The sequence below is a fragment of the Shewanella sp. SW24 genome (assembly GCF_025653395.1).
Taxonomy (GTDB): domain Bacteria; phylum Pseudomonadota; class Gammaproteobacteria; order Enterobacterales; family Shewanellaceae; genus Shewanella; species Shewanella oncorhynchi.
Genome location: NZ_JAKKSH010000023.1, coordinates 1 through 25,840, shown reverse-complemented (window position 1 = coordinate 25,840; position 25,840 = coordinate 1). Strand labels below are relative to the sequence as shown.

20 protein-coding genes and 2 rRNA genes are annotated in these 25,840 nt (G+C 45.2%); 14 read left to right on the top strand and 8 right to left on the bottom strand.

Annotation, left to right across the window (positions count from 1 at the left end; all coding sequences use genetic code 11):
• Positions 1-45: 45 nt before the first annotated feature.
• Entirely contained in the window at positions 46-1,089 is a 1,044-nt protein-coding gene (locus L5M17_RS16930) for a glycosyltransferase family 9 protein (RefSeq protein ID WP_263148622.1), read from the bottom strand.
• A 98-nt stretch (positions 1,090-1,187) separates the two neighbouring features.
• Here L5M17_RS16930 and L5M17_RS16925 point away from each other — a divergent pair, with 98 nt between their 5' ends.
• Positions 1,188-1,943 carry a 3-deoxy-D-manno-octulosonic acid kinase gene (locus tag L5M17_RS16925; RefSeq protein ID WP_263148620.1) on the top strand — a complete coding sequence of 252 codons (756 nt, stop codon included), beginning with the start codon at positions 1,188-1,190 and terminating at the stop codon, positions 1,941-1,943.
• Between the two features lie 26 nt (positions 1,944-1,969).
• On the opposite strand, the gene waaA is transcribed toward L5M17_RS16925, so the two are convergent.
• Positions 1,970-3,235: a lipid IV(A) 3-deoxy-D-manno-octulosonic acid transferase gene (waaA, locus tag L5M17_RS16920; protein ID WP_263148617.1), complete on the bottom strand. Its 1,266-nt coding sequence runs from the start codon at positions 3,233-3,235 to the stop codon at positions 1,970-1,972.
• A gap of 147 nt (positions 3,236-3,382) precedes the next feature.
• Here waaA and L5M17_RS16915 point away from each other — a divergent pair, with 147 nt between their 5' ends.
• From L5M17_RS16915 to glpG, 5 genes are all read left to right on the top strand, one after another.
• Entirely contained in the window at positions 3,383-4,030 is a 648-nt protein-coding gene (locus L5M17_RS16915) for a TetR/AcrR family transcriptional regulator (RefSeq protein WP_263148616.1), read from the top strand.
• A gap of 286 nt (positions 4,031-4,316) precedes the next feature.
• A complete protein-coding gene (locus L5M17_RS16910) occupies positions 4,317-5,510 on the top strand; it encodes a glycine C-acetyltransferase (RefSeq protein WP_263148614.1) in 1,194 nt (397 codons plus the stop codon).
• A gap of 11 nt (positions 5,511-5,521) precedes the next feature.
• Positions 5,522-6,547, top strand: a complete 1,026-nt coding sequence (gene tdh / locus L5M17_RS16905; protein WP_012090660.1) for an L-threonine 3-dehydrogenase — start codon at positions 5,522-5,524, stop codon at positions 6,545-6,547.
• A gap of 101 nt (positions 6,548-6,648) precedes the next feature.
• On the top strand, positions 6,649-6,954 hold the full coding sequence (gene glpE / locus L5M17_RS16900; RefSeq protein ID WP_006084745.1) for a thiosulfate sulfurtransferase GlpE: 306 nt from the start codon (positions 6,649-6,651) through the stop codon (positions 6,952-6,954).
• Positions 6,951-7,796, top strand: a complete 846-nt coding sequence (gene glpG, locus L5M17_RS16895; RefSeq protein ID WP_219235134.1) for a rhomboid family intramembrane serine protease GlpG — start codon at positions 6,951-6,953, stop codon at positions 7,794-7,796. The genes glpE and glpG overlap by 4 nt, the downstream gene beginning before the upstream one ends.
• Positions 7,797-7,883: 87 nt before the next feature.
• Here the strand turns inward: glpG and elbB are convergent, their stop codons facing one another.
• A complete protein-coding gene (gene elbB / locus L5M17_RS16890) occupies positions 7,884-8,546 on the bottom strand; it encodes an isoprenoid biosynthesis glyoxalase ElbB (RefSeq protein ID WP_263148611.1) in 663 nt (220 codons plus the stop codon).
• 387 nt (positions 8,547-8,933) lie between these two features.
• Here elbB and polA point away from each other — a divergent pair, with 387 nt between their 5' ends.
• Positions 8,934-11,702: a DNA polymerase I gene (polA, locus tag L5M17_RS16885; RefSeq protein WP_263148609.1), complete on the top strand. Its 2,769-nt coding sequence runs from the start codon at positions 8,934-8,936 to the stop codon at positions 11,700-11,702.
• Between the two features lie 1,022 nt (positions 11,703-12,724).
• Here the strand turns inward: polA and yihA are convergent.
• Entirely contained in the window at positions 12,725-13,384 is a 660-nt protein-coding gene (gene yihA / locus L5M17_RS16880) for a ribosome biogenesis GTP-binding protein YihA/YsxC (protein WP_006079362.1), read from the bottom strand.
• 167 nt (positions 13,385-13,551) lie between these two features.
• Here yihA and L5M17_RS16875 point away from each other — a divergent pair, with 167 nt between their 5' ends.
• From L5M17_RS16875 to hemN, 5 genes are all read left to right on the top strand, one after another.
• Positions 13,552-14,175, top strand: coding sequence for a c-type cytochrome (locus tag L5M17_RS16875; protein ID WP_105250761.1), 624 nt, complete (start codon positions 13,552-13,554; stop codon positions 14,173-14,175).
• Between the two features lie 816 nt (positions 14,176-14,991).
• Positions 14,992-15,630, top strand: coding sequence for a class I SAM-dependent methyltransferase (locus L5M17_RS16870; protein WP_198573806.1), 639 nt, complete (start codon positions 14,992-14,994; stop codon positions 15,628-15,630).
• Positions 15,631-15,720: 90 nt separating this feature from the next.
• The gene (gene yihI, locus L5M17_RS16865) at positions 15,721-16,281 is read left to right on the top strand and encodes a Der GTPase-activating protein YihI (protein WP_105250763.1); all 561 of its coding nucleotides are present in this window, start codon (positions 15,721-15,723) and stop codon (positions 16,279-16,281) included.
• Positions 16,282-16,354: 73 nt separating this feature from the next.
• Positions 16,355-16,822 (top strand): DUF2489 domain-containing protein, encoded by a 468-nt coding sequence (locus tag L5M17_RS16860; protein ID WP_263148608.1) that lies wholly within the window; start codon positions 16,355-16,357, stop codon positions 16,820-16,822.
• Between the two features lie 261 nt (positions 16,823-17,083).
• A complete protein-coding gene (gene hemN / locus L5M17_RS16855; protein ID WP_006084752.1) occupies positions 17,084-18,460 on the top strand; it encodes an oxygen-independent coproporphyrinogen III oxidase in 1,377 nt (458 codons plus the stop codon).
• A gap of 96 nt (positions 18,461-18,556) precedes the next feature.
• Here hemN and add read toward each other — a convergent pair whose 3' ends face one another.
• A complete protein-coding gene (add, locus tag L5M17_RS16850; RefSeq protein ID WP_263148606.1) occupies positions 18,557-19,552 on the bottom strand; it encodes an adenosine deaminase in 996 nt (331 codons plus the stop codon).
• Positions 19,553-19,762: 210 nt separating this feature from the next.
• On the opposite strand from add, the gene L5M17_RS16845 reads away from it, so the two are divergent.
• Both L5M17_RS16845 and L5M17_RS16840 read left to right on the top strand, forming a co-directional pair.
• Positions 19,763-21,574 (top strand): DUF885 domain-containing protein, encoded by a 1,812-nt coding sequence (locus L5M17_RS16845; RefSeq protein ID WP_263148603.1) that lies wholly within the window; start codon positions 19,763-19,765, stop codon positions 21,572-21,574.
• Between the two features lie 95 nt (positions 21,575-21,669).
• On the top strand, positions 21,670-22,653 hold the full coding sequence (locus tag L5M17_RS16840) for an alpha/beta fold hydrolase (protein WP_198573810.1): 984 nt from the start codon (positions 21,670-21,672) through the stop codon (positions 22,651-22,653).
• Here L5M17_RS16840 and L5M17_RS16835 read toward each other — a convergent pair.
• From L5M17_RS16835 to L5M17_RS16825, 3 genes are all read right to left on the bottom strand, one after another.
• Positions 22,610-25,060 (bottom strand): GGDEF domain-containing phosphodiesterase, encoded by a 2,451-nt coding sequence (locus L5M17_RS16835; protein ID WP_263148602.1) that lies wholly within the window; start codon positions 25,058-25,060, stop codon positions 22,610-22,612. The genes L5M17_RS16840 and L5M17_RS16835 overlap by 44 nt on opposite strands.
• Positions 25,061-25,359: 299 nt before the next feature.
• A 5S ribosomal RNA gene (gene rrf / locus L5M17_RS16830) occupies positions 25,360-25,475 on the bottom strand.
• A gap of 134 nt (positions 25,476-25,609) precedes the next feature.
• Positions 25,610-25,840, bottom strand: a 23S ribosomal RNA gene (locus tag L5M17_RS16825); the annotation flags it as partial.

The following is a 25,840-nucleotide window of genomic DNA, read 5'->3' as shown; positions in this document are numbered from 1 at the left end:
GATATTTCAAGAGTGCTGAACAAGAATGCACGATACTAACAAGCCTTAACTGAGTGTCTGCTGAACCACTAACTCAAACTTCTCAATCACAGCTTCAACACTGATCAAAGCCATCAAATGCTCGCCTTTGGCTCGAGTTCCCCACTTAACTTCGCCACTATGTTGGGATGCTATCGCCTCATCATAGGCGCTCGCCACATATTGCTGCGATAAATACGGACCTGTGCGTCCAGGATTGGAATGGGCATATAAACCAATGACAGGGGTACCTTGGGTAACCGCCATATGCGCAGGGCCAGTATCCGGAGCTAACACTAATCTTGCGCGTTTTAGCAGCGCCAATAATTGAGTCAGACTGGTTTTGCCCACTAAATTATCGATTTTAGAAGGACACGCCTGCAAAATTTGCTCGGCTAAATCCTTCTCAAGCTGAGTTGGGCCACCGCAAAGCATGACTCTAAATCCTTTCGCAATCGCATGGCTCGCAACGGCGGCATAACGCTCTGGTAACCAGTTACGTTCTGCCTTACTGGCTGCAGCGCAAATGATAAAGACTTTTTCATTGTCTTTAATCTGCGTCTGGGCAAATTCAGTATCCGCAATTGGCACAGGAATATGCCATTGAGGAGTGAGATCGTTAACGCCAATCGCCTTAGCGAATCCCATAAATCCTTCGAGCACATGGGGCTTGGCCAAGGGCTCAACCCTGTGATTTGTCACTAGCCACTGACCTTCTTTAGCGCGGGCACGATCAAAGCCTATGCGCACCTTTGCCGAAATGGCTAATGAAGCCAAGGTAGCACGCAGCGCAACCTGCATATGCAGCAGCACGTCAAAATGTCGGCCTTTTAAGGCCTTACGCAAATTAAAATAGCTGCGCCATCCTTGAGATTTATCGAAAATAACAAACTCAATGCCGGGTAAATGCTTCAACAATTGATATTCGAGTTTACCGATCACCCATGTGATTTTGAGCTCGGGGTATTGCCGCTGAATCGCCTGCACCATAGCCACGGCATGACAGACGTCACCGATAGCGGATAAGCGAAGCAAACAAAGAGAATTCATGGTATTGGGATTTAAACTCATTGGGATTGAAGCTAAAAGCTCTTAAGGTTATTTGGCGCAAGCTAAGGATCTTAATGTAGAATGGCCCTAGGTGCCACGCTTAAGTCAACAAATCTCCGATGAATGCTCAGATACAGCTCATAAAAACCGCCCAAGGTCACATGGCAGTTTGCCAAGATACGCCAACATATATCGATCCCGCGTGGTTCTCGGTGGATTTTTGGCGGGCTAAAAATGCTGTCGTCGGTTCATCCAAAGGCCGCTACACCACTTGGTTTGTGGCATTTGAGCACAGTCATTGGGTATTGCGTCATTATTGGCGTGGCGGCTTAATGGAGAAATTCAGCAAAGATGCTTACGTTTATACTGGCCTCGAAAATACCCGCGCCATGGGTGAGTTACGCTTATTAGACATTTTGTATCGCGAAGATTTTGCTGTACCTAAACCGATTGCCGCCAACATAGTGCGTGATGGATTATTTTACCGCGCCGATATCATTATCGAACGGGTCGAAGGCGCCGAAGATTTAGTCGCTAAACTCGGCAAAGGGGTCATGAGCACTGAGCAATGGCAAGCGTTGGGAGCAACTATCGCCCAATTCCACCAGCGCGGTGTGTACCACGCCGACCTCAATGCCAAGAATATTCTGTTCCAGCCCGCACAAACTGAACCCTTAACGCCAGAGCGGTTTTATCTTATCGATTTCGACCGTGGTGAGTTAAAAACACCGAGCCCGCAATGGCAGCAATCGAATCTAGACAGACTTTTACGTTCCTTTAATAAAGAACAAGGCAAGCTACCAAACCTTGCCTTCACCGCTGATAACTGGTCATCACTGATACAGGGCTACCAAACGGCGATGCAAAGCGCCTGAACCACTAAACAAATTATCCAGTTAAATTAAGCGGTTATTAAAGATTGCGCGAGAAGAAATTGTCGCTGTAAGGCACCACGATTAGCCTTAACCACAGCCAATCCCGCGTTCACCGCCTGCAGGCGTAACTCAGGTTTAGCAAAATACTCAATCAAGTTAGCGGCAAGTTCATCCGCCGAAGCGACAACCCTTAACCCACCAGCATCCGCCAACATCTGCGTAATTTGAGCAAAATCCCAATGGTTCGGTCCCACCATAACAGGCACGCCCATAGCAACAGGCTCCAAGGGATTATGGCCACCATTATTGATCAGCGTGCCACCGACAAAAGCTTGATCTGCGGCGCCATAAAAGGTCAGAAGTTCACCCATGGTATCGCCGACCAGCACTTGAGTCGTGGCCGCCACAGGAAAATTACCGCTGCGGCGAACAGATTCAAAACCTTGGCTGGCAACAAACTCAGCAACAGCAGAAAACTGCTCAGGATGACGCGGTGCAATAATCAGCAAGGCATCGGGCCACTGAGCCAATAATTGCCTATGGGCGGTGAGCATGGCGTCAAATTCTCCAGGATGCACACTGCCTGCGACCCAAATCGGCGAGGTTTCACGCCCCCAAGTCTGACGCAACAGCTTGGCATTGGCTAAACGCTCAGGCGTAATACTGAGATCAAACTTCAAGCTACCGCATACTGTCACTCTATCTGGCGATACACCTAACTCGATAAAACGCTGCGCTTCTACTCGAGTCTGCACCGCAATAACATCGAGTCGTTGCAACATAGATCGACTGAGTTTAGGACGCTTAGCATATTGCGCCGCCGACTTGGCCGACAGACGTGCATTGGCCAACATCAAGCGCACACCTCGCTTGGCCGCTAAGGCAACCAAGTTAGGCCACAGTTCGGTTTCCATAATGATGCAAGATTTAGGTGAGACTTGGCGCAAGAAACGCCGCACACACCAAGGTAAGTCAAAGGGTAAATAACAATGCTGCACTGAGTCACCAAAGGCTTTACGCACTTCGGCAGACCCTGTTGGGCTGGTTGTGGTAACCGTAATGCTTAACTCAGGGTGTGATTGCATAATCAAACGGATCAATGGGATTGCCGCAAGCGTTTCACCCATAGACACAGAATGGACCAGTACATCCGTCGATTTAAGTCGGGTTAATCCAAAACGTTCCCCCCAACGACCGCGGTAATCAGGGCTTTTAATAGCACGAAATGCTAAATAGACGATTAGCAAAGGGGATAATAAATATAAGATCGTGGAATAGAGAAAACGATTCATTAAAAACGTGCTTATGAGTTTTGCCTGATGAATAGCGGCAATGTTAGCATATGCACCAAATTAGGGATAATTTACCAGCAGTTCGGCGGTCGTTGGTTAGCTTTCTTTGATCAATTATGTGGCGTTCACTAGCAATTTGGATAACTTATGAAAACCCGCGACAAAATAATCTATGCCAGTCTTGAACTGTTCAACGAGCATGGCGAAAGAAACATCACCACCAATCACATTGCCGCTCACTTAAATATGAGTCCCGGGAATCTTTATTACCATTTTCGCAATAAAGAAGACATTATCCGCTGTATTTTCAGTCTCTATGAGAATCATCTCGAATCGGGTTTCCAACCCTATGAAGATAAGCAAGTGGATGTAGAACTGTTAATCGGCTACTTCGATGCTATGTTCTATACCTTGTGGCAATTCCGCTTCATGTACGCCAATCTTGCGGATATTCTCGCTCGCGATGAAGAACTAAAAAAACGCTATTTGCACGCACAGCAGCAAGTCTTAACGCGTTCAAGCCATGTGCTGCATAAACTCACACAAGATGGATTTCTGTGTGTCAATGCTGACAAAATCACGCCACTGGCGGATACCATTAAGATGATCGTCAGCTTTTGGATTGGTTATCAACTCACACAATCCAGCACGTCAACCATTACTAAAGCGACACTTTATGAAGGCGTTTTAAGGGTGCTGATGATTTTCAAAGCCTATGCAACCCCGACTTCCGTTGCGACTTTTACTCGCCTAGAGCAACATTACCACGCGCTAGCGAGTCAAGAATCCCTATAACAACATCCCAAACGCCTATGTTGGGAACTCGCATTCAGTACTAAACTCAAAGCAATTATAGTACTGAGTGCGAACCCGTTTTAGCTCTACAACGCTTAAAAGAATACTCAGTCAAACAGTGGCAAGCTTATGTTGCACATTAGTTTTTATAATGTAAAAACCACTTTAGCCCTAAACTCGTTTATCTTACGAACCTGCATGAAAAAAAGGCTGTAGGCCGATTAGGTTTAGAGTTAGAATGCCGCCACTCCCAAAATCAGAATAAAGTTAACTAAGGAGATATCAGGTGGCCTCTACCTCATTCTACGCACAGATTAATCAACAGCTTGCAGACATCAAAGCCGAAGGCTTATATAAAAGCGAGCGTGTTATTGCCTCACCACAACAGACTGCCATTCAAGTTAATCACCAAGAAGTTGTTAACTTTTGCGCGAATAATTACCTAGGCCTAGCGAATCACCCCGAGCTAATCAAAGCCGCCCAACAGGGTTTAGACAGCCACGGCTTTGGTATGGCATCAGTACGTTTTATTTGCGGTACCCAAGACATACATAAAAAGCTAGAAGCTAGCCTGAGCGAATTCCTCGGCACTGAAGACACCATTCTTTACTCTTCATGTTTTGATGCGAACGCAGGTCTATTCGAAACCTTGTTAGATGCAGAAGACGCGATTATTTCTGATGCGTTAAACCATGCTTCTATCATCGACGGTGTACGTTTATGTAAAGCAAAGCGTTTCCGCTATGCCAACAACGACATGGCCGATTTAGAAACTCAGTTGATCGCCGCGAAAGAAGCAGGCGCCCGTAACATCTTGATCGCCACCGATGGCGTATTCTCGATGGACGGCGTGATTGCTAACCTACAAGGCGTATGTGATTTAGCCGATAAATACGGCGCACTGGTGATGGTCGATGACTCTCACGCGGTAGGCTTTATTGGCGCAAACGGCCGTGGCACGCACGAATATTGCAATGTGATGGACAGAGTCGACATCATCACAGGCACCTTAGGCAAAGCCTTAGGCGGCGCATCGGGCGGTTTCACTTCGGGTAAAAAAGAAGTCATCGACTGGTTACGCCAGCGTTCACGTCCTTACCTGTTCTCTAACTCATTAGCGCCATCAATCGTGACGGCATCTATCCATGTGTTAGAAATGCTCAAATCGGGCCAAGCCCTGCGCGAAGCCGTATGGGAAAACAGCCGTTATTTCCGTGAGCAAATGTCAGCAGCAGGCTTTACCCTAGGCGGCGCCGACCACGCGATTATCCCTGTGATGATTGGTGATGCGAAACTGGCGGGCGACTTTGCTAACCGCTTATTAGCAGAACATATTTATGTTATTGGCTTCTCGTTCCCAGTAGTTCCTAAGGGACAAGCCCGTATCCGTACGCAAATGTCAGCGGCACATACCCGTGAGCAACTCGACAAAGCGATCGCCGCCTTTACCCGTATTGCCAAAGAAATGGGCATTATTTAGGACTTAAGACAATGAAAGCACTAAGCAAGTTAAAAGCCGAAAAAGGTATTTGGTTAGTCGATGCGCCTAAGCCAGTGATGGGCCACAACGATCTGCTGATCAAAATTAAAAAAACTGCGATTTGTGGCACCGACATGCACATCTACAACTGGGACGAATGGTCACAAAAAACCATTCCAGTCCCTATGGTTGTTGGTCATGAATATGTAGGCGAAGTGGTTGATATAGGCCAAGAAGTTCGTGGTTTTAAGATTGGAGACCGAGTGTCTGGCGAAGGTCATATTACCTGTGGCCACTGCCGTAACTGCCGCGCAGGCCGTACCCATTTATGCCGTAACACCTCTGGCGTGGGTGTCAATCGTGAAGGTTCATTTGCGGAATACTTAGTTATCCCTGCCTTTAACGCCTTTAAAATCCCTGATGATATCAGCGATGATTTAGCCTCAATCTTTGACCCCTTTGGTAACGCTGTGCACACAGCATTATCCTTCGATTTAGTCGGTGAAGACGTGTTGATCACCGGCGCAGGTCCCATCGGCATAATGGCGGCAGCAGTATGTCGTCACGTAGGTGCTCGCCATGTGGTGATCACCGACGTCAACGAATACCGCTTAGAACTGGCCCGTAAAATGGGCGCCACGCGCGCTGTGAACGTGTCAAAAGAAAACCTAAAAGACGTGATGAAAGAACTGGGCATGACCGAAGGTTTCGACGTTGGATTAGAAATGTCTGGCGTACCATCGGCCTTCCACGCCATGTTAGATACCATGAACCACGGCGGCAAAGTCGCGATGCTCGGTATTCCAAGTGGTGAAATGGCCATCGACTGGAGCAAAGTGATCTTCAAAGGTTTGGTCATTAAAGGCATCTACGGCCGTGAAATGTTCGAAACTTGGTACAAGATGGCCAGTCTTATCCAATCAGGCTTAGATATTTCACCTATCATCACTCACCACTTCAAGATTGATGATTTCCAACAAGGTTTCGACGCTATGGGCTCGGGCCAATCGGGTAAAGTGATCCTCAGCTGGGATTAATCCTCCAGAGCATTACCTAGATAGGGGCTGTACACTCGCAGCCCCTTGTTGCACACTTATCCCATCTTGATTTCCATCTCTTAGCTTTGTCAGGTTTTATTATGTCTTCCTTTAAACACTTAAGCGTTAATCAATTGCTGCAAATGACCGAAGCACAGCCAGTGCAAATCGTCGATATCCGCGATGGCAATAGCTTCACCAACGGCCATATTGCAGGTGCAACTAACCTGAATAACGAAAACCTAGCGCAATTTATTAGCCAAGCCGATATGGATAGCCCACTCGTGGTGGTTTGTTATCACGGCATGAGCAGCCAAAATGCGGCGCAATATTTATGCGAACAAGGTTTTGATGACGTTTACAGCCTAGACGGTGGCTATAGCGCTTGGCATGAGGCGAATGCATGATAGAAATTGGCAGACTCCCCAACAGCAGAGCCGCGCAGGCATTTGTCGATTACCTCAAAGGGGAAGACATTGACTGCCAAATTGAGCCGCTGGAGCAAGGCGTCGCCATTCTGGTTATCCATGACAAAGATGTGGAGCAAGCACGCAAAGAGTTTGCCCACTTTATTGCTCACCCTTACGACAATAAATATCTGCAAGCCTCATGGGAACACGGCGATACCCAAACCAAACTCGATTATGGTGCCCCTTCGCTGCAGTTGTTCACCCAATTTATTACTGGCGCAGGCCCAGTCACGCTGATCGTATTTGCGGTTTGCGTACTCATTTTTGCGGCGATGAACTTAGGATTCGCCAACCAAACCTACGAAGCACTGTCCTATTTTGGGGCAGTACCTCATTCAGAGTTCAGCCAGTTCTGGCGTGTTTTTACACCGAGCCTGCTGCATTTTTCAGCCATGCACGTCATCTTTAATTTGCTCTGGTGGTGGTATTTAGGCGGTAAAATCGAAACCCGTATCGGTACTGCACCATTACTCATCCTGCTGTTTGTCGCAGGAACTCTGCCAAACGTTATCCAATATTATGTCGGTGGACCTAACTTTGGCGGGCTGTCCGGCGTTGTGTATGCAGTGGTGGGTTACACTTGGATCATGGGTATACGTAAACCCGCAGCAGGAATAGATTTCCCACCATCATATATGGGCTTTATGATGATATGGTTGGCATTGGGATTCACAGATATTCTAGGGGTTTCGGTTGCTAATGGTGCCCACATTGGCGGCTTACTCATAGGTTTAGCCCAAGGTTTATTTGATAGCCGCAAATCCTCGAGCTCAATCTAATAACTCAATCTAATATTGTGAACCAAGATAAATCCTGAAATTTATCTTGGTTCATGACTCGCTTCACTCCTCTACAAACAGCTCAAACTAACTCTGATCAGTCATTTCTAGTAGCTTAACGACTAGCTTCTCGATGCCTGAATGCGCTTCAGCAATATTACCAGCCAACATATAAGCGGGAGTGCTGACAATGCGATTCGCTTCATCCACGACTATCTCATGTACTGTCGCAACTTGATGCTCACCGCCCATCAAATTAAACGCTGCGACAGTATCGCTATCATTACCGATAGTGCCTTTTACACCCTGGGGATATAAACGCGGGATCATCATAGGAGCAATACAGATAAAACCAACGGGCTTTTTCGCCAGAATGAACTCATTGATAAAATCAGTCACCAGCGGTTCCACTTCACACTCACTGCCATTCGTCGCAAAGTTACACAGATTTTTCGCCGCACCAAAGCCACCGGGAATGATCAAGGCATCAAATTCGGCGATATCTAATTCTGTAGTCGCTTTGACTTCGCCACGGGCGATACGCGCCGACTCCACCAGCACGTTACGACTTGCGGCAGCATCGACCTCGCCAGTGAGATGATCTACCACATGCATCTGTTTGATATCAGGTGCAAAACACTGGTAGTGAGCCCCTGATCGGGATAAGCATAAAAGCGTTAAAACCGATTCATGTATCTCTGTTCCATCGAAAACACCACATCCACTCAGTAACACTGCGACTTTTCTCATTAAAAATATCCTTCTTATGTCATTAAGTTTTAACAAACCATAAACAAACTAGTTGATCTGATTAAAAATCGTGCTAACTTAATTCGTCGAATCTGACGAGTGCCGAAAATTAAGCCAATCCTTAGATGTATTTTACGGAGTCAATAAAAAATCCACAAATTGGGAAGATTTTTTAAGAAACAGTATTGAACTCACACAAATCTTTTATAAACATAAAAAACAACAACTTAAAAAAATCGCACTAAGCCGTAATCATCGCCATTATTCTCAGTTGACTTTTTCACTCACAGACTTATCCACAGGCTGGGAGTCATTTTGCCATGGCTGAAATAGTGCTTCTGTGGCATGCTTAGCGCCATCTAAGTCATCGATAAACGAAAAATACCTATGCCAACCGTCGCTAAAAACCCACTTGTGCTTGTGGATGGATCTTCTTATTTGTATCGCGCCTATTATGCGCCTCCTCACCTGACAAACTCAAAGGGCGAAGCAACCGGTGCCGTTTATGGCGTAGTGAATATGTTACGCAGCTTGCTGACCCGTTATCAACCAAGCCATATCGCAGTCGTGTTCGATGCCAAGGGAAAAACCTTCCGCAATGACATGTACAGCGAATACAAAGCACAGCGCCCACCTATGCCTGATGATCTACGTTCGCAAATCGAACCCTTGCATCGCATTATTCGCGCACTAGGTTTACCACTGATTTCAATTTCCGGCGTCGAAGCCGATGACGTGATCGGTACTATTGCCCGCCAAGCCAGCTTAGAAAACCGTGCCGTACTTATCAGCACAGGCGATAAAGACATGGCGCAATTAGTGGATGAGAACGTTACGCTCATCAACACCATGACAGACACCATAATGGGCCCAGAAGAAGTCGTCACCAAATTTGGTGTCGGTCCAGACCGTATCATAGATTTACTCGCGCTGATGGGCGACAAGGCCGACAACATTCCAGGCTTACCCGGCGTAGGTGAGAAAACGGCGCTCGCTATGCTCACGGGAGCCGGCAGTGTGAGTAACTTATTAGCGGAACCCGAAAAAGTCGCCGAGCTCGGCTTTAGAGGTTCTAAAACCATGGCGGCGAAAATCATTGAAAATGCCGACATGCTCAAGCTTTCTTACGAACTCGCCACCATCAAAACCGATGTCGAACTTGAGCAAGATTGGCACGAACTTACCATCATGCCAGCAGACAAAGATGAACTGATAAAATGCTACGGCGAGATGGAGTTTAAACGTTGGTTAGCCGAAGTCTTAGATAATAAAATGACGGCAAATACCTCAATTGATGCGGCATCCACAGAAACGCAAGAAGACTCATCTCCAGTCGAAGCGATTGAAACACAGTACGACTGCATTCTCACCGAAGCCGAATTAGACACTTGGATTGCTAAGCTTAAACAAGCCGACTTAATGGCAGTCGATACTGAGACCACCAGCTTAGATTACATGGTGGCCGAATTAGTCGGGATTTCCTTCGCCGTTGAGACAGGAAAAGCCGCTTATCTGCCTTTGACCCATGATTACGTTGGCGCGCCGACTCAAATCGATAAATCCGTCGCGCTAGAAAAACTACGCCCGTTGCTTGAAGATCCGAAACTGAAGAAAGTCGGTCAAAATCTTAAGTACGACATCAGTATCTTAGCCAATGCAGGGATCAAACTACAGGGCGTCGCTTTCGACACTATGCTCGAATCCTATGTTTTCAACTCAGTGGCTTCGCGCCATGACATGGATGGTTTAGCACTCAAGTATTTAGGCCATAAAAATATCAGTTTTGAAGAAATTGCTGGCAAAGGTGCAAAACAGCTGACCTTCAACCAAATCCCGCTAGAGACGGCTGCACCTTATGCAGCAGAAGATGCTGACATCACACTGCGTTTACACCAACATTTATGGCCAAGACTCGAGAAAGAAGCCGAACTTGCCGCCATGTTTACCGAAGTCGAATTACCGCTAATCCAAGTGTTGTCGGACATTGAACGTCAAGGGGTATTAATCGACAGTATGTTACTCGGCCAACAGAGCGATGAACTGGCGCGTAAAATCGATACCTTAGAAGAAAAAGCCTACGACATTGCCGGTGAAAAATTCAATCTTGGTTCACCTAAGCAACTGCAAGTCTTGTTTTATGAAAAGCTAGGTTATCCGATCACCAAAAAGACCCCAAAGGGTGCGCCATCGACCGCGGAAGAAGTATTAGTCGAATTAGCCTTAGATTTCCCACTGCCAAAGGTGATCCTCGAGCATCGAAGTCTATCTAAGTTAAAGAGTACTTACACCGATAAGCTGCCACTGATGGTCAACGCCAAAACGGGTCGCGTACACACTAGCTATCATCAAGCTAATGCGGCAACAGGTCGCTTATCGTCAAGCGAACCTAACCTGCAAAATATTCCGATTCGCACCGAAGAAGGTCGCCGTATTCGCCAAGCCTTTATCGCCCCAGCAGGCCGTAAAATTTTGGCCGCCGACTACTCGCAAATCGAACTACGGATCATGGCCCATTTATCCCAAGATGCAGGCTTACTCAAAGCCTTCGCCGAGGGCAAAGACATTCATAGAGCCACTGCTGCAGAAGTATTTGGTACCGACTTTGATGAAGTCACCACAGAACAACGCCGCCGTGCCAAAGCGGTTAACTTCGGCTTAATTTATGGCATGTCAGCCTTTGGTTTGGCGCGTCAGCTTGATATCCCACGCCATGAAGCACAAACCTATATCGATACCTACTTTGCCCGTTATCCTGGCGTATTACGTTATATGGAAGAAACGCGGGCGGGTGCTGCTGACTTAGGTTATGTGTCAACTCTGTTTGGTCGTCGCCTCTACTTGCCCGAAATCCGTGATCGAAATGCGATGCGCCGCCAAGGTGCTGAGCGTGCGGCGATTAACGCTCCAATGCAAGGTACGGCTGCCGACATCATCAAAAAGGCCATGATCAATATTGCCCAGTGGATCAAAACAGAAACCCAAGGCGAAATCACTATGATCATGCAGGTTCACGATGAATTAGTGTTTGAAGTCGATGCGGATAAAGCTGAAGCACTTAAAAAGACAATCTGCACCTTGATGGCGCAAGCAGCTAATCTCGATGTTGAACTGCTTGCCGAAGCAGGCATTGGTGATAACTGGGATGAAGCCCACTAATCTCAGTAATATCCAGAAGAACACTATCAATATGATTTAACTGAAAATAAAGCTAATCTGACTTCAATATTTTGAGCTCAGATTAGCTCTCTCCCGTCTTAATCGCCTCTAAGAACATCAATACAGAGTCCTTTTCATCACTCAGCATAAATAACCCTTTCACAATACAAATAAGCTCGTTAAGTTAGACAAACTTCATCGGCAGAAAATGATTCACTCACAGCCAAACAATCTTTACCTGATACATTTGGCAGTAGAGTTCATCGATACACTGCCACAGCAGATGGATATTAAAAGGTGTGATTTACTCGAATTGAAACTGCATTCAAGTCAGCCATATATGCTCAAGAATGCCATAACGGTTGTTCTCTCACGCGTACACCAAAATCTTAGGTCAGGATTAGAGTAAAAAATCAAATCTCAAATATTGATCACTTTTGTATATAAATTTCGAGTTTTCTCTTTAAATCAGCCAATTAACCATTTTCACTGAAATTTTAGGATCAATTTGAGATGTTTTATCACTCACAACCTGAGATCAAGCGCACATAATTACCTCTTTTTTGAAAAAACTGTTTTCCATTTAAAGATAAATAGAGTAATATTCTCTGCGTAGGGTACAGAGGTTAAGATGTTCTATCTTTCAGACCTTTATTTCACTTATAGTGATGAGCCAAATTCTGGCGCCTCAGCAACTTGTTTGCTGAGGCTTTTTTTTGCTCTTTTTTCAGACTTAAAGTAAATTTTAGAGTATTTACTTTAATAAGGAGTGAATTGGTTGTATGCTAGTTTCATTGAGAACCATTGAAGCTAATTTGATGGTGCTTGAGTCTTGTTGAATTTAGCTTCTCCCCAAAAGAGCTAATATTTTTGGCCGATGATAATATCATCGGCTATTTTTTTGCCTGAGATTAACGAATAACCGATGGGAATGAGACTGAACAAAAGAGAAAAAATTGCAGTAAAAACAAAGAGGAGGTATACACAGTCAAATTCTACCATGTACACCAAAACAGGCGATATTATTCAGCGTTATTCGCTGCATCTAACTCATCAGTCAACCACTGTGGATGACACCATTCATTAAGAATTGCCAACACTTTAGGCTTACCGGTTCCTTTAAGTGATGAGAAGGGTTCAACTTGCACCCAGTCGCCAAACTCACTTAGTGCGAGACGCACTTCATTTACGGTTTTCATCTTAGCACTTTGGGCTAATTTGTCTGATTTCGTTAGCAAAGCTAATACTGGAATTTCACTAGCAACTGCCCATTCAATCATCTGCATATCGAGATCTTTTAATGGATGACGAATATCCATCAAGACAACCACGCCACTTAAACAAGCGCGTTTTTGCAAATATTCACCCAATGCTTGCTGCCATTTATTTTTCAACGCAAGTGGGACTTGCGCAAAGCCATAACCAGGCAAGTCAACTAAACGACGCTGAGCATCTAACTCAAATACGTTAATTAGTTGAGTACGGCCCGGTGTTTTACTGGTTCTTGCTAAACTTTTTTGCTCAGTTAATGCATTGAGTGCACTAGACTTTCCTGCATTAGAGCGGCCAGCAAATGCAATCTCAACTCCAACATCGCCGGGCAGATATTGATCCAAATGTGCAATGTCAGGTGCACTGATTAAAAACTTTGCCCTACGAAAATCTATACGAGATTCAGTCACTATTTACTCCGAAATTTTTCTACGCAATACCATAATTTATGAAGAATTACTTACTTTCCCACGTTTTCGTGTAAAATATTACTCCGATCACATTAATCATATTTTACCACGCTTGCGGGTCACCCTAGTAAGCTCAGGATAATAATTTAACCAGAAGTTGGAACGCCATGAAAAAGCTAGCTCTTGCGCTGTCTGTTGTAATTGCCGCCATATCTTCACCTGCGATTGCTGAAGGTAATGCTGAAGCGGGAAAAACGAAAATCATTGTCTGTTCGGCCTGTCACGGTATGGACGGTAACAGTATGATCGATATGTACCCCAAAATTGCGGGCCAACACGCCACTTACCTCCAAAAGCAACTACATGATTTCCGTAGCGCAGCACAAACTGGCGGTAAAGATGGTCGTATGGATCCTATCATGAGTGGCATGGCAATGCCTCTAAGCGATCAGGATATTCTCGACATTAGCGCATATTTTTCTAGCCAAGCAATCCAAGTGGCTGAAGCAAAAGATGTTCCTGAGTTAGGCGCTAAACTTTACAAGGGTGGTGATGTTTCTCGTGGCATTACCGCTTGTATGGCATGTCATGGCCCAGATGGTAAAGGCGCTGAGCTTGCAGGTTTTCCAACGCTGGCAGGCCAACACGCAAACTACATCAAGATCCAGCTGACAAAATTCCGTGAAGCGGGCCGCCATAATGACTTGAATGGCATGATGCAAGATGTGGCTAAAAAACTAAATGATAGCGATATCGACGCGCTATCAAAGTATCTTTCTAGCCTGAAGTAATCTTCGCGAGTGAAAAGAAGGGTGTATTGTCACCCTTTTTTTACACCCCAAAGTTGACGTGGACGTAAACTGCAAAGATTCGTGCTTGACATAGATCACAGATTTCGGTTTAATAAGCCCCGTACCGAGATAAACCCATCTGTTTGTACAAAAAGATTAATAATAACTTACAGGTTTCGGTATAATTAACGTTCAAGATATAAGAATAAAGATACTCAATAACAATAATATACTTAAGACCACTCTCTAATAATAACAAGAGTCGTGATTTCCACTTGAAATCCAGGTCAGCACAATTTTGTAAGGGATGGCCGATAACGCCAATTTGCTTCTAGCAAAACACCTTACACTCAGGGTAACTTGCCCCATCAGGACATAGTTTACATGATGTAATCTGTAGCAAAGGAAGCGATAAGCTTAGGATGCACTAGCTGGATGCTTGTTATCACAGGAAGGTACTTAAGTAACATGGATGGTTAACTCGACGTCAATGATGACGATGCTTTAAAAGATGTGTCGCGAGACCATCTACGGAAACTGTAGTCAGGATGGCGACAGAAAAAAATAAAGTGTCTGGAAGACCATTAACAAAAATAATGCAGGGAAAGCAGTAAAAAAAAGAAGGATACCGACCGGGAAAGTCGCATAGCAAGTATGGATACTTGGAATCAGGATAAGGTGCTAAAGCACCCTTTGTAAGGCGGCAGTTTAACTGCCGCCTTTTTTCTTTTGTAACACCCCATTAGTGTCTAAAATGTGCACTCAACCAATATAATTGGTACAATCAAAGCCTTAATAACCACTTCAGCAGACTCAATGCCCAGATGCCCTCTTTGTCATAACAGTCAGACACGACTCCTTCATCAAGATAAAAAGCGGAGTTTTTATGTTTGCAAGACATGTGAGTTAACCTTTGCGGATGCGAATAGCCATTTACCCCCCGCGGCAGAGAAGCAAAGATACGGTCGTTCCCGCATAGCGTCGAAGCAAAAACAGTTATCGCAATTTATTTTGCCGCTGTTAGCGCAATTAGAGCAGCAACAAGCGGGCTGTTTATTAGGATTGAATTTTGGCCGCATACTCGATGATGAGAGCCTGACGACCATAGAAAATGCGGGCCACAAGTTAAATCAATATGATCCCTTTTTTGCCCCTAATCATGACGTGTTAAAGCTAGAGTATGATTTTATCTGCTGTTATCGGGTATTTGAGCATTTTCAAAACCCTATAAAAGAGTGGACTTTGCTCTCTCGGCTACTGCATTCTGGTGGTTGGTTAGCGATAAGCACACCATTACTGACTGAATTAGATGGTTTTGCTAAGTGGCATTATAAGAACAACCTCACCCATGTGAGCTTTTATCAGCGACAAACCTTCGAGTACCTCGCAAACAATAGCGATTTTGAACTATTATTTGCCGCAAAGGACCTCGTTTTGATGCAAAAAACATCATAATCTGGTATAACACTCGGCCTAATTTCGCACCTTGTAGACAAGCTCACCCTTAGTCTGCAAGGCCATACGTTGTAAATAATTGAGAAGACCATGTCTCGTAGCAAGAAAACACGCAAGGGCGGCGAGAACAGCCCTAAGTTACAGCCAAGAGTGAAGAAGCAAGATCGCGCTGTAGCGACTGGCAAACGTAAAGATTCTGGCAATAAATCAGGTAGTCGTCATAACGAAAGCTTAATTTTAGCGCAAGCGCCGCAACAGCAGGCCGCTAAGAAAAAAGACCCGCGTCATGGCAGTAAAAAGCCTGTGGCTTTAGCAATTCCTGCGGCAGTGGTAACAGATAAAGCCGCTCAGCCAAAAGTAAAACAAGCTAAGCTGACTGACGAGCAAAAACTGCTGAAACTGGAAGAAGATCCAAGACTAAATCAGCTGTTAGATATGCTTGAAGAAGGCCGCGACCTCAACGAGGTTGACCAAAAGTGGTTAGATCAACAGCTAAATAAGATTGAAGCTCTGATGATTAAACTGGGCATTAGCGACGATATGGATGATGACACACCTTCATCACCTGCTAAGTCTTTGTCTGACGATGAGTTGTTCGACAAGTTCGAATCAGGCGCTGACTTACTAAAAGATTATCAAGACAAGTTCTAACCTCTCAGTGCTAAGGCATAGGGAACTCAGTTTTTAGCTGTGGCTCCTTATGCCATTCATATAAGGAGTCTTTGTGTCTACGACTATCATTATTCTCGGTTTTATCATCATAGTAGCGCTTAGTAGCTACGCCACCTTCTTAATCCTAAAACTCAAGCAGCAAAAAAAGCGTCAGCAGGCCGAACAAACCGAGCGTGAAGTCACGGCGAATGCAAAACGTGCCCAAGTTTTAGATGATATCCGCTATATCGCCACTGCCATGATTGAAGACCGCTGTGAGATCTCTGAAGGCGTGGTCAGGATTGGGCGATTATTTGAAATCCTGTCATTAAGTGAGCGTGTGGCTCCCGATTACCCTTCATTATTCAAACACTTTGAGCTAATTAAAGATCATCCCATCATGGATGCTCGCCAAGCCTTGCCTAAGCAAGAAAGGATGAAGTTAGACTTGATCAGAATGAAGTCCGAAGCGGCATTAGAGCAAGGCATTAGTGATGATGCGAAAAAGCTGGCGGATTACCAAGCCAAAGCGATGCATTAAACCCGCTCATTGTTATACCTCAAGACCACTTATATTGTGGTTTTGAGGTCATCTCGATAAAACCCGTACTAATCTTACCCTCCTTACTCCCGTGAGCCTGCGCACAAAACCACCAAATATCGACAGACAAGCGTACTTTTTTGATAGATATTGCGTAACTTCTAAAAAGACAGACGTCATTTTTACAACCTAGATCAAGGTTATTTACTTAAGAACCTTGCATACTTCGCTTGTTGCTAATTTACCCACGGAGGACACGCCTTGAAGCAGCCCACTCAGATTAGCTGGGATCAGTCGATGATCGAAAAATATAACTACAGCGGTCCCCGTTATACCTCTTACCCAACGGCATTAGAGTTCGATGACACATTCACCGAACAAAACCTGCTGACGGCCATTGAAAATAGCAAAAGCGATAAACTGTCGCTGTATATTCACATCCCGTTCTGCGCCAAGCTTTGTTATTACTGCGGCTGTAATAAAGTCATCACCCGCCACCAACACAAAGCCGATCAGTACATTGAATATTTAAGCCAAGAAATTATCAAACGTGCGCCCCTGTTCAAACATTACAGTGTGACCCAAATGCATTGGGGCGGCGGTACACCTACGTTCTTAAATCCTGAGCAGATTCTTAAACTTACGTCATTGATTAAAGCTAACTTTAACTTTGCGGAAGAAGGCGAGTACTCGATTGAAGTCGATCCTCGCGAGATAGAGCTGTCAATGCTCGACACGTTGAAAGAAGCGGGCTTTAACCGGATCTCCATCGGCGTACAAGATTTCAATAAAGAAGTGCAAATTGCCGTTAATCGCGAACAAGACGAGCAATTTATCTTCGACTTAATGGCCAAAGCGAAAGCCATGGGTTTTGTATCGACCAACATAGATTTAATCTATGGCTTGCCACACCAAACGCCAGAAACCTTTGCCGTCACTATGCAGCGCGTTTTAGATTTATCGCCTGACCGTCTGTCGGTATTTAACTATGCTCACTTACCTGCGCGCTTTGCCGCTCAACGTAAGATCAAAGACGAGCATTTACCTTCGCCAAAACAAAAACTCGAAATGCTGCACCAAACTATCGAGACCTTAACTGGCGCTGGTTACCAATATATCGGCATGGACCACTTTGCTAAACCCGATGACGAGTTAGCCAAGTTGCAGCGCGAAGGCAGACTGCACCGCAACTTCCAAGGTTATACCACCCAAGAAGAATGCGATTTGTTAGGTCTTGGCGTATCGTCCATCAGTCAGATTGGCGATTGCTATGCGCAAAACCAGAAAGATATCCGCCCTTACTATGAGGCCATAGATAAGGAAGGCCATGCTTTGTGGAAAGGTTGCAGCCTAAACCGTGACGATGAAATCCGCCGTGTAGTGATTAAACAGCTGATTTGCCACTTCGAACTGGATATGGCGAAAATTGATGAGAAACTGGGGATTAACTTCGAAACCTATTTCGCGGAAGATCTTAAGTTAATGCAGACATTTATCGATGATAAGTTAGTTGAAATCGTCGACAGACAGATCACTATCAGCCCTACAGGCCGTTTATTGATCCGCAATATCTGTATGTGCTTCGATCTTTACTATCGTCAAAAAGCGCGTCAGCAACAGTTCTCACGCGTGATCTAAAACGCTTATTGCTGCACTAGCAAACGCTCACAAAAAATCCGACTCTAGAGTCGGATTTTTATTTCTGGCTATTTTTAGTAACGACTCAGAATCGACTTATGCCTTAGCGGCATAGAGTGCTTTGCGCTCACTGTCCGATAAAAATGCCATTTCAACGCCGTTACGTTGCACCTGCGCTAACTCAGCATCGGTTAACTTGAGTTCAGATTTGGCGATACGATACTCATGATTAATATCGATAGCGCTCACACCGGGATCATCGGTATTTAGGCTTATCAACACGCCTGCATCCATAAAGGTTCTGAAAGGATGCTCAGCGTAAGAAGCGACTGTAGAAGTATGCAAGTTACTGGTTGGGCAAGATTCGATGCCAATACGGTGCTTAGCAAGATATTCCATCAGCTTAGGATCGTGAATCGCATTCACCCCATGACCAATTCGAATTGCGCCAAGTTCTTGAATCGCTTGCCACATACTTTGTGAACCCGCAGCTTCACCGGCGTGAGCCGTAATCGCAAGGCCAGCATCACGAACACGTTTAAAGTGATCGTTAAATAACTCGCCAGGGAAGCCTAATTCATCACCGGCTAAGTCCATAGCCACGAGATGTTGTTTATGGGCGAGTAAGCCTTCAAGTTCTTGAGTACAAGCAGCTTGACCAAATGAACGTGACATAATGCCAATCAAATTGATCTTCACGTTATAGTCTTTTAAGCCAGCTTTAACGCCGTCAACTACCGCCTCAACTACGCCTTCAATCGGTAACTTATGGTTCATCGCCATATAGTAAGGACTAAAACGTAACTCAGCGTAATCTAAGCCAGATAACGCCGCATCGGCAACGTTTTCATAGGCGACGCGTTTAACCGCATCCAAATCTGCGAGTACGGCAACCATCCAATCGAGCTTCTTTAAGAAGGCGACTAAGCTAGTTTCTTTCCCCTGAATTTGCACAAAAGGTGCGAGCGTCTCTAAAGAATCGGCAGGTAGCGCAATGCCGTGTTGGTGTCCTAGTTCCCAAATGGTATTTACCCGCACATTACCGTCTAGGTGACGATGCAGATCCACCAATGGAATGGATGTATCAATCATATTTAACCCCTATTTGAACTACCCAGCCAATGCTTTTGTTATTTGGTCGCGGGCGGACACTAAGTTTAACACGCATTTTCGGGGGCATTTATGCGCTAAACGCATTTAAATTCACATTCAGTCACAATTCTGCTTAATATCCATACAAGGAACGGCCGCATTCATCAGGCATAATGACTTCAATAACAAAGAAAATATCAGAGATCTAACATGCATAAACTCTTAACCCCCAGTTTATTGATATGCGCATTAGGCGCCTGCAGTGCCACTCAAACCACAAAAAATATTCAAACCCCATCGGCACAGACAATATCAGCAGCACAGTCGCAAGTTGAGCCAATCGCTCCCGCGCTGCAAGCGATTATCGACCAAAGCTGGCAATTACAGCTCAGTGCGAGTCCTGAAATGGCTTACAGCATGGGCGATGCCAGTGCAGCAGGAAAATTAGCGGATCTCTCGCCAGCCGCGCTCGCTAAGCTTAATCAAGGTCAAATCGCAGTACTAGCGCAGCTCAAAGTACTCGACCGCAGCAGTTTGAGTAAAGAAGATAAGATTAACGCTCAAATACTGGAAGATCAGATCCAAAACGATGTCGACCTATATCGTTTCAAGGATTATTACCTGCCCATTACGGCGGAAAGCGGCTTCCACGCTTATATCACGTCAATCGCACAGGGAAGATTCAGCACCCTTGAGGATTACCGCAACTATATTGCCAAACTCAATACTCTCCCTACCTATTTCGCCCAGCAAACCCACTGGCTAAAACAAGGATTAGCCGAGGGAATAACGCCGCCAAAAGTAACACTCAATGGCTTTGAAGACAGTATCAGTGCTTATATCGTCCCTGTTGAAAAGAGCAGTTATTTCAAACCTTTTACTCAATATCCCAGCTATTTCACTGAGGCACAAAAAACTCAGCTGACCCAAGAAGGCCGCGCTTTAGTTGAGCAAAAAGTTCTACCTCTGTACCAAAACTTTTATGATTTCATGACTAAAGAGTACATTCCCAATGCACGGGAAAATATCGCGGCCAGTAGTTTACCTAACGGCGCAGAATTTTATGAGAATAGGGTACGTTATTATACGACCTTGAATATGACGTCGACGCAAGTGCATGAACTGGGCTTAAAAGAAGTACAACGTATCCGCCAAGAAATGGAGCAAATCATCAAGTCCGTTGGCTTTAAAGGCAACTTTGCCGACTTCTTACATTTCCTGCGGACCGATCCCCAGTTCTACACCACCAGTGCCGAGCAGTTACTCAAAGAAGCGGCATTTATTGCCAAAAAAGCCGATGCCATGCTACCTAAGTACTTCGGCAAACTCCCACGCCAACCCTATGGTATAGCGCCAGTGCCCGCCGAAATTGCACCGAAATACACCACTGGGCGATATTCAGGATCGAACAGCGATGATGAACCCGGTTACTACTGGGTCAACACTTATGCATTGGATAAGCGCCCACTCTACGAGCTAGAAGCCTTAACCTTGCACGAAGCCGTACCTGGTCATCATGTGCAAATATCACTCAACTCTGAGCTAACCTCACTCCCAGATTTCCGTCGTTATGGCTATATATCTGCCTTTGGTGAAGGATGGGGGTTATATTGCGAATATTTAGGTTTAGAAGCGGGTTTCTACCAAGATCCATATAGTAACTTTGGGCGCTTAACCTATGAAATGTGGCGCGCGGCCCGTTTAGTCGTAGATACTGGCATGCACGCCCAAGGATGGAGTCGTCAACAAGCCATCGACTTTATGGCCAGCAATACCGCACTATCACTGCACAATGTCACTACCGAAATTGACCGCTATATTTCGTGGCCAGGACAAGCCTTGTCCTACAAGATTGGTGAGTTAACAATCAAACGATTACGTGCCAAGTCAGAACAGGAACTCGGCGACAAATTTGATATTCGTGCATTCCACGATGCTGTGCTCGAAAATGGCTCTGTACCTATGTCGATCCTCGAACAGCAAATCAATGATTTTATTGAAGCGAAAAAGGCGACACGCTAAGTTAATGAAATTCATGGGAGTCGGTATTTTCAGACTCCCATGGTTGTCTGTTACACTCTAACAAACCATTCAAGCCAAATGATTTGCGACTGAGTATGAGCCAAGCCAAAGCGACATTTTCGACTGAACACGATTTAAATACCTCAGAGCAGCAAGCCTTCTGGCAAAGCGTTGTTCAAGACACGCTAGCCTCTGCCGACGGCGTCACGCTGGCCTATATGATGGTCAAACATCCCCAAGCGCATACCGCAATCGTTCTCAGCAGTGGCCGAGTCGAGTCCTATTTAAAGTATCAAGAATTGGTCTTCGACTTATACCAACAAGGTTACTCTGTTTATGCCATAGATCACCGTGGCCAAGGGCTGTCAGATCGTATGACAATCAATCCACACATGGGCCATGTGCGAAGATTCAATGATTATATTGATGATTTTGCACTATTTATGCAGAAGATAGTGTTACCACAAAACGACAAACAACTCATGCTACTTGGCCATTCAATGGGTGGCGCGATTGGCACTTTGTATCTCAAACAGCATCCCGATATTTTTACCGCCGCGGCATTTTCAGCGCCCATGTATGGCATTAAATTACCTATGCCAAAAGCGTTCGTACGCTGGTTAGCCAGTAAACTCGATACCACACTCAATGGTGGCGAGCCTAATTATGTACTTGCAGGACAAAACTATAAACCTGTTCCATTCAAAGGGAATGAGCTAACTCACAGCCAAAGCCGATACCAAGCCTACCGAGAATTGTATGATGCTGCTCCTAAGTTACAACTCGGTTCACCCACTAACCGTTGGTTGACTGAATCTTTAGATGCGGCAGATACTTGCGTACTGGCAACGGCACAAATTCGCACTCCGATACTGATACTGCAAGCGAGTGAAGATAAGATTGTTGATAATGCGGCCCAGAATCTCGCCGTGAGTACCCATTGCCAATTGAAAGTAATCGCTGGGGCCGCCCATGAGATTTTTATGGAAAAAGACGCCTGCCGAAACCAAGCCTTAAACTATGCTCTCGACTTCTTTAAACGCTACGCAATAAAGGACGAGGACAAACAAGCTGGATAAAGTCCGCTTGGTTTAAGGCTCGACTGAATAAATAGCCCTGATAGCCATCACAGCCAAGTTCAACAAAAGCTTGATATTGTTGGGATGATTCGACACCTTTGGCGACAACGCTCAAATTGAATTGCCGCGCAGAGGTAATAAGTACATTCACTTTTGTTGGCATTGTGGTTAATGAATCAATACAACTCATATCCAATTTAACCGCAACTAATGGCTGATTAGCTAAGCAGCTCAAGGCACTCAAGCCCGAACCGAAATGATCGAGGATGATACCTACACCTGCTTCAACTAACTTAGAGACACGCTCATCCACAAACTGTGGTTGCATTAAAAATGCGGCCTCATTGAGCTCAATACCCAGTTGATTAGCCACAATACCATGCTCCTTAACTAACCCAACGAATGCATCAACAAAATCTGCCTGACCAAATGAGAATGCACTGATATTGAGAGTCAAAGGAGGCAAACTTCTTCCTTGAGCCCGCGATTTCTGAATAAACAGACACACCCGCTTAGCCACCCAAAGATCAAGCTCAGCAATAATTCCCCCTTGTTCTGCTAATGCCACAAATTCAGCTGGCGGAATAAACTCTCCATCAGCACGATACCAACGCGTGAGCACTTCAGCAGAGACAAGTTCACTGGTCGCATTGATCACAGGCTGGAACATTAACGTTAAGCTATCTTGTTGTAATGCGGTTTGTAATTCCTGTTGCAACAGCTCATCACGGCTCTGGCGAAAGTCCATTTCAGCATGGTAAAAAGCGCACCCAGCTTGACCTGCTTGCTTAGCGCTTAACGTTGCCAACTCGGCACGACGCATGACTAAAGCAGGATCTAAGGTTTCTATACTATCGAGTAAACAGATCCCCACACACGCGCTAAGCTCAAAGTGATGATTACCGTAATGGAATGGTCGAGCAATCACTTGCCTTAACTCACTCGCAAGGGCTAAAGCACGACGAGCAGCGGCTGACGCATCTGCCGCTAAATCTTTAGCAAGCAAAACGAAATTACCAGACTCTAATCGACCGACCGTTATATTTTCAGTGAAATAACTCGATAAACGGGCCGCGATTTGTGTTAACAAGCGCTCTAATTCATGGGAATGTAAAGTGGCGACCAATCCTAAGCGATCCACCTCAACGAGCAGCAATGCTCCCCATTGCCCCGAACTATTACCTTGGGTTAAAAATTGCGATAAGCGCCCCATAAAGACATCGGGCAACATCTTGCGACCGACAACCGATTGATCTACAAGCTCAGTAATTGCAGCATGGTTCTTCGCGCTTTCTGACACATCCATATGAATGCCTATCATGCGAGTCGGGCGCCCTTGGGGATCCCAATCAACTAACATACCGCGGTCTAACACCCACACATAATGGCCATCTCTATGGCGTAAGCGGTGAACACTTTCAAATTCTTTACTCTTTCCGCTAACGTATTCCTGCAAAGCATCTAACACAATCTGCTTATCATCGGGATGTAGCCGCGTCTCCCATGTCTGGAATACTCCAGCCAATTCATCAGGCGCATAACCAATCATCTCTTTCCAGCGATCAGAAAGAAAAACCTCCCCCGTACTGATGTCCCAATCCCAAATACCGTTACGCGAACCTTCCACAGCAAATAACCAACGCAATTCACTGTCATTCAGCTGTTTAACTGCCCGACTTAAACGCTCATGTGCCTGCTGCAAACTGGCTTGCAAAGATAAAACTTCAGATGAACTCCAAGGTATCGATGTCGAAAAGGAAGAAGTACCTACCTGCTTAGCTGCCTCGCTCAACATTTGGAATGGGCGGATCAGCAGGAAATATAAAATAAAGGTAAAGCCAATCAGCAATAATCCGCCAAGGCCCCAAACCCGCATAAAACGTTGCTGCAACTTAGCAGAAGCTTCGGCAACTAAAGGGGCTAAATCGGCTTCAAGATAAATCAAATCAACAGCCCCACCATACTGGGGAAGAACGGGATAATATGCTTGAATAGTTAAACGCTCGAGATTAACGAGTATCTGCGGAAGAAAAGCTTGAACCACAGAGCGGTGAAGGTCTGCATCATAACCATCGATGACTTGAGTCGCATTGCTATCACGCCACACAGTATGATTAGCAAAACGAATACGGCTTTCAGCATCAACCAAGATATACACCATAGTGCCCATATCCAGCGCAGCTAAGGAAACTTCCTGCTCAATCCGCTCTACATCCTGTAAAGCTTGCGCCGATTGAACCACATTCTGCATGCGGAACAACTGTTGCTTTATCAAAGCCGACTGTCGCTGCGCAAGTTCAGCCCTAACTTGGTCACTTTCGAACAGGTACTCGCCTATAACCAACACTAAATATAGGGTCAGCATACAAAGAGGAAGCAGTACCGCGAGCGAAAGCTTACGAAGCATAGGCAACAGATGGCCGTTAACAAAAAAATTAATATTTTTGTATGCTAACGGGAAACTAACCACTAAGCAAAAGGACTTATCAAACTAAGCGAGATCTTCATGTAAATAATCAACTTAGAGTATAAAAGTCTGAAATAAAGGAAGGAAAAAATGTAAAGAACTAGCAGAAGAACCAAAACTAAAATGAATAGAATAATGCTATATAGCATTGGTCTTTAAATGACGATTTTACAAATTGCAGACGCAAAAAAGCCAGCTTATTCAGCTGGCTTCGTTGCATCTCAATGAGATAATTAGGCGCTTGGCGATGACCTACTCTCACATGGGGAGACCCCACACTACCATCGGCGCGTTTGCGTTTCACTTCTGAGTTCGGGATGGGATCAGGTGGTTCCACAAGGCTATTGTCACCAAGCAAATTCTGTTTATTACCGTGTCCATCGCTGGCTCACGCTAATAATAATTCGGAAAGCTGATTTTTTGAGTCTTTAACTTTATCAAGTGTCGATATTCTGTCTAAGTTCGCTTAGCAAAACCCATCTGGGTTGTATGGTTAAGCCTCTCGAGTCATTAGTACATGTTAGCTCAACGCCTCACAACGCTTACACACCATGCCTATCAACGTCCTAGTCTCGAACGGCTCTTTAGAGGAATTAAATTCCTAGGGATGACTCATCTTAGGGCTCGCTTCCCGCTTAGATGCTTTCAGCGGTTATCGATTCCGAACGTAGCTACCGGGCAATGCCATTGGCATGACAACCCGAACACCAGCGGTTCGTC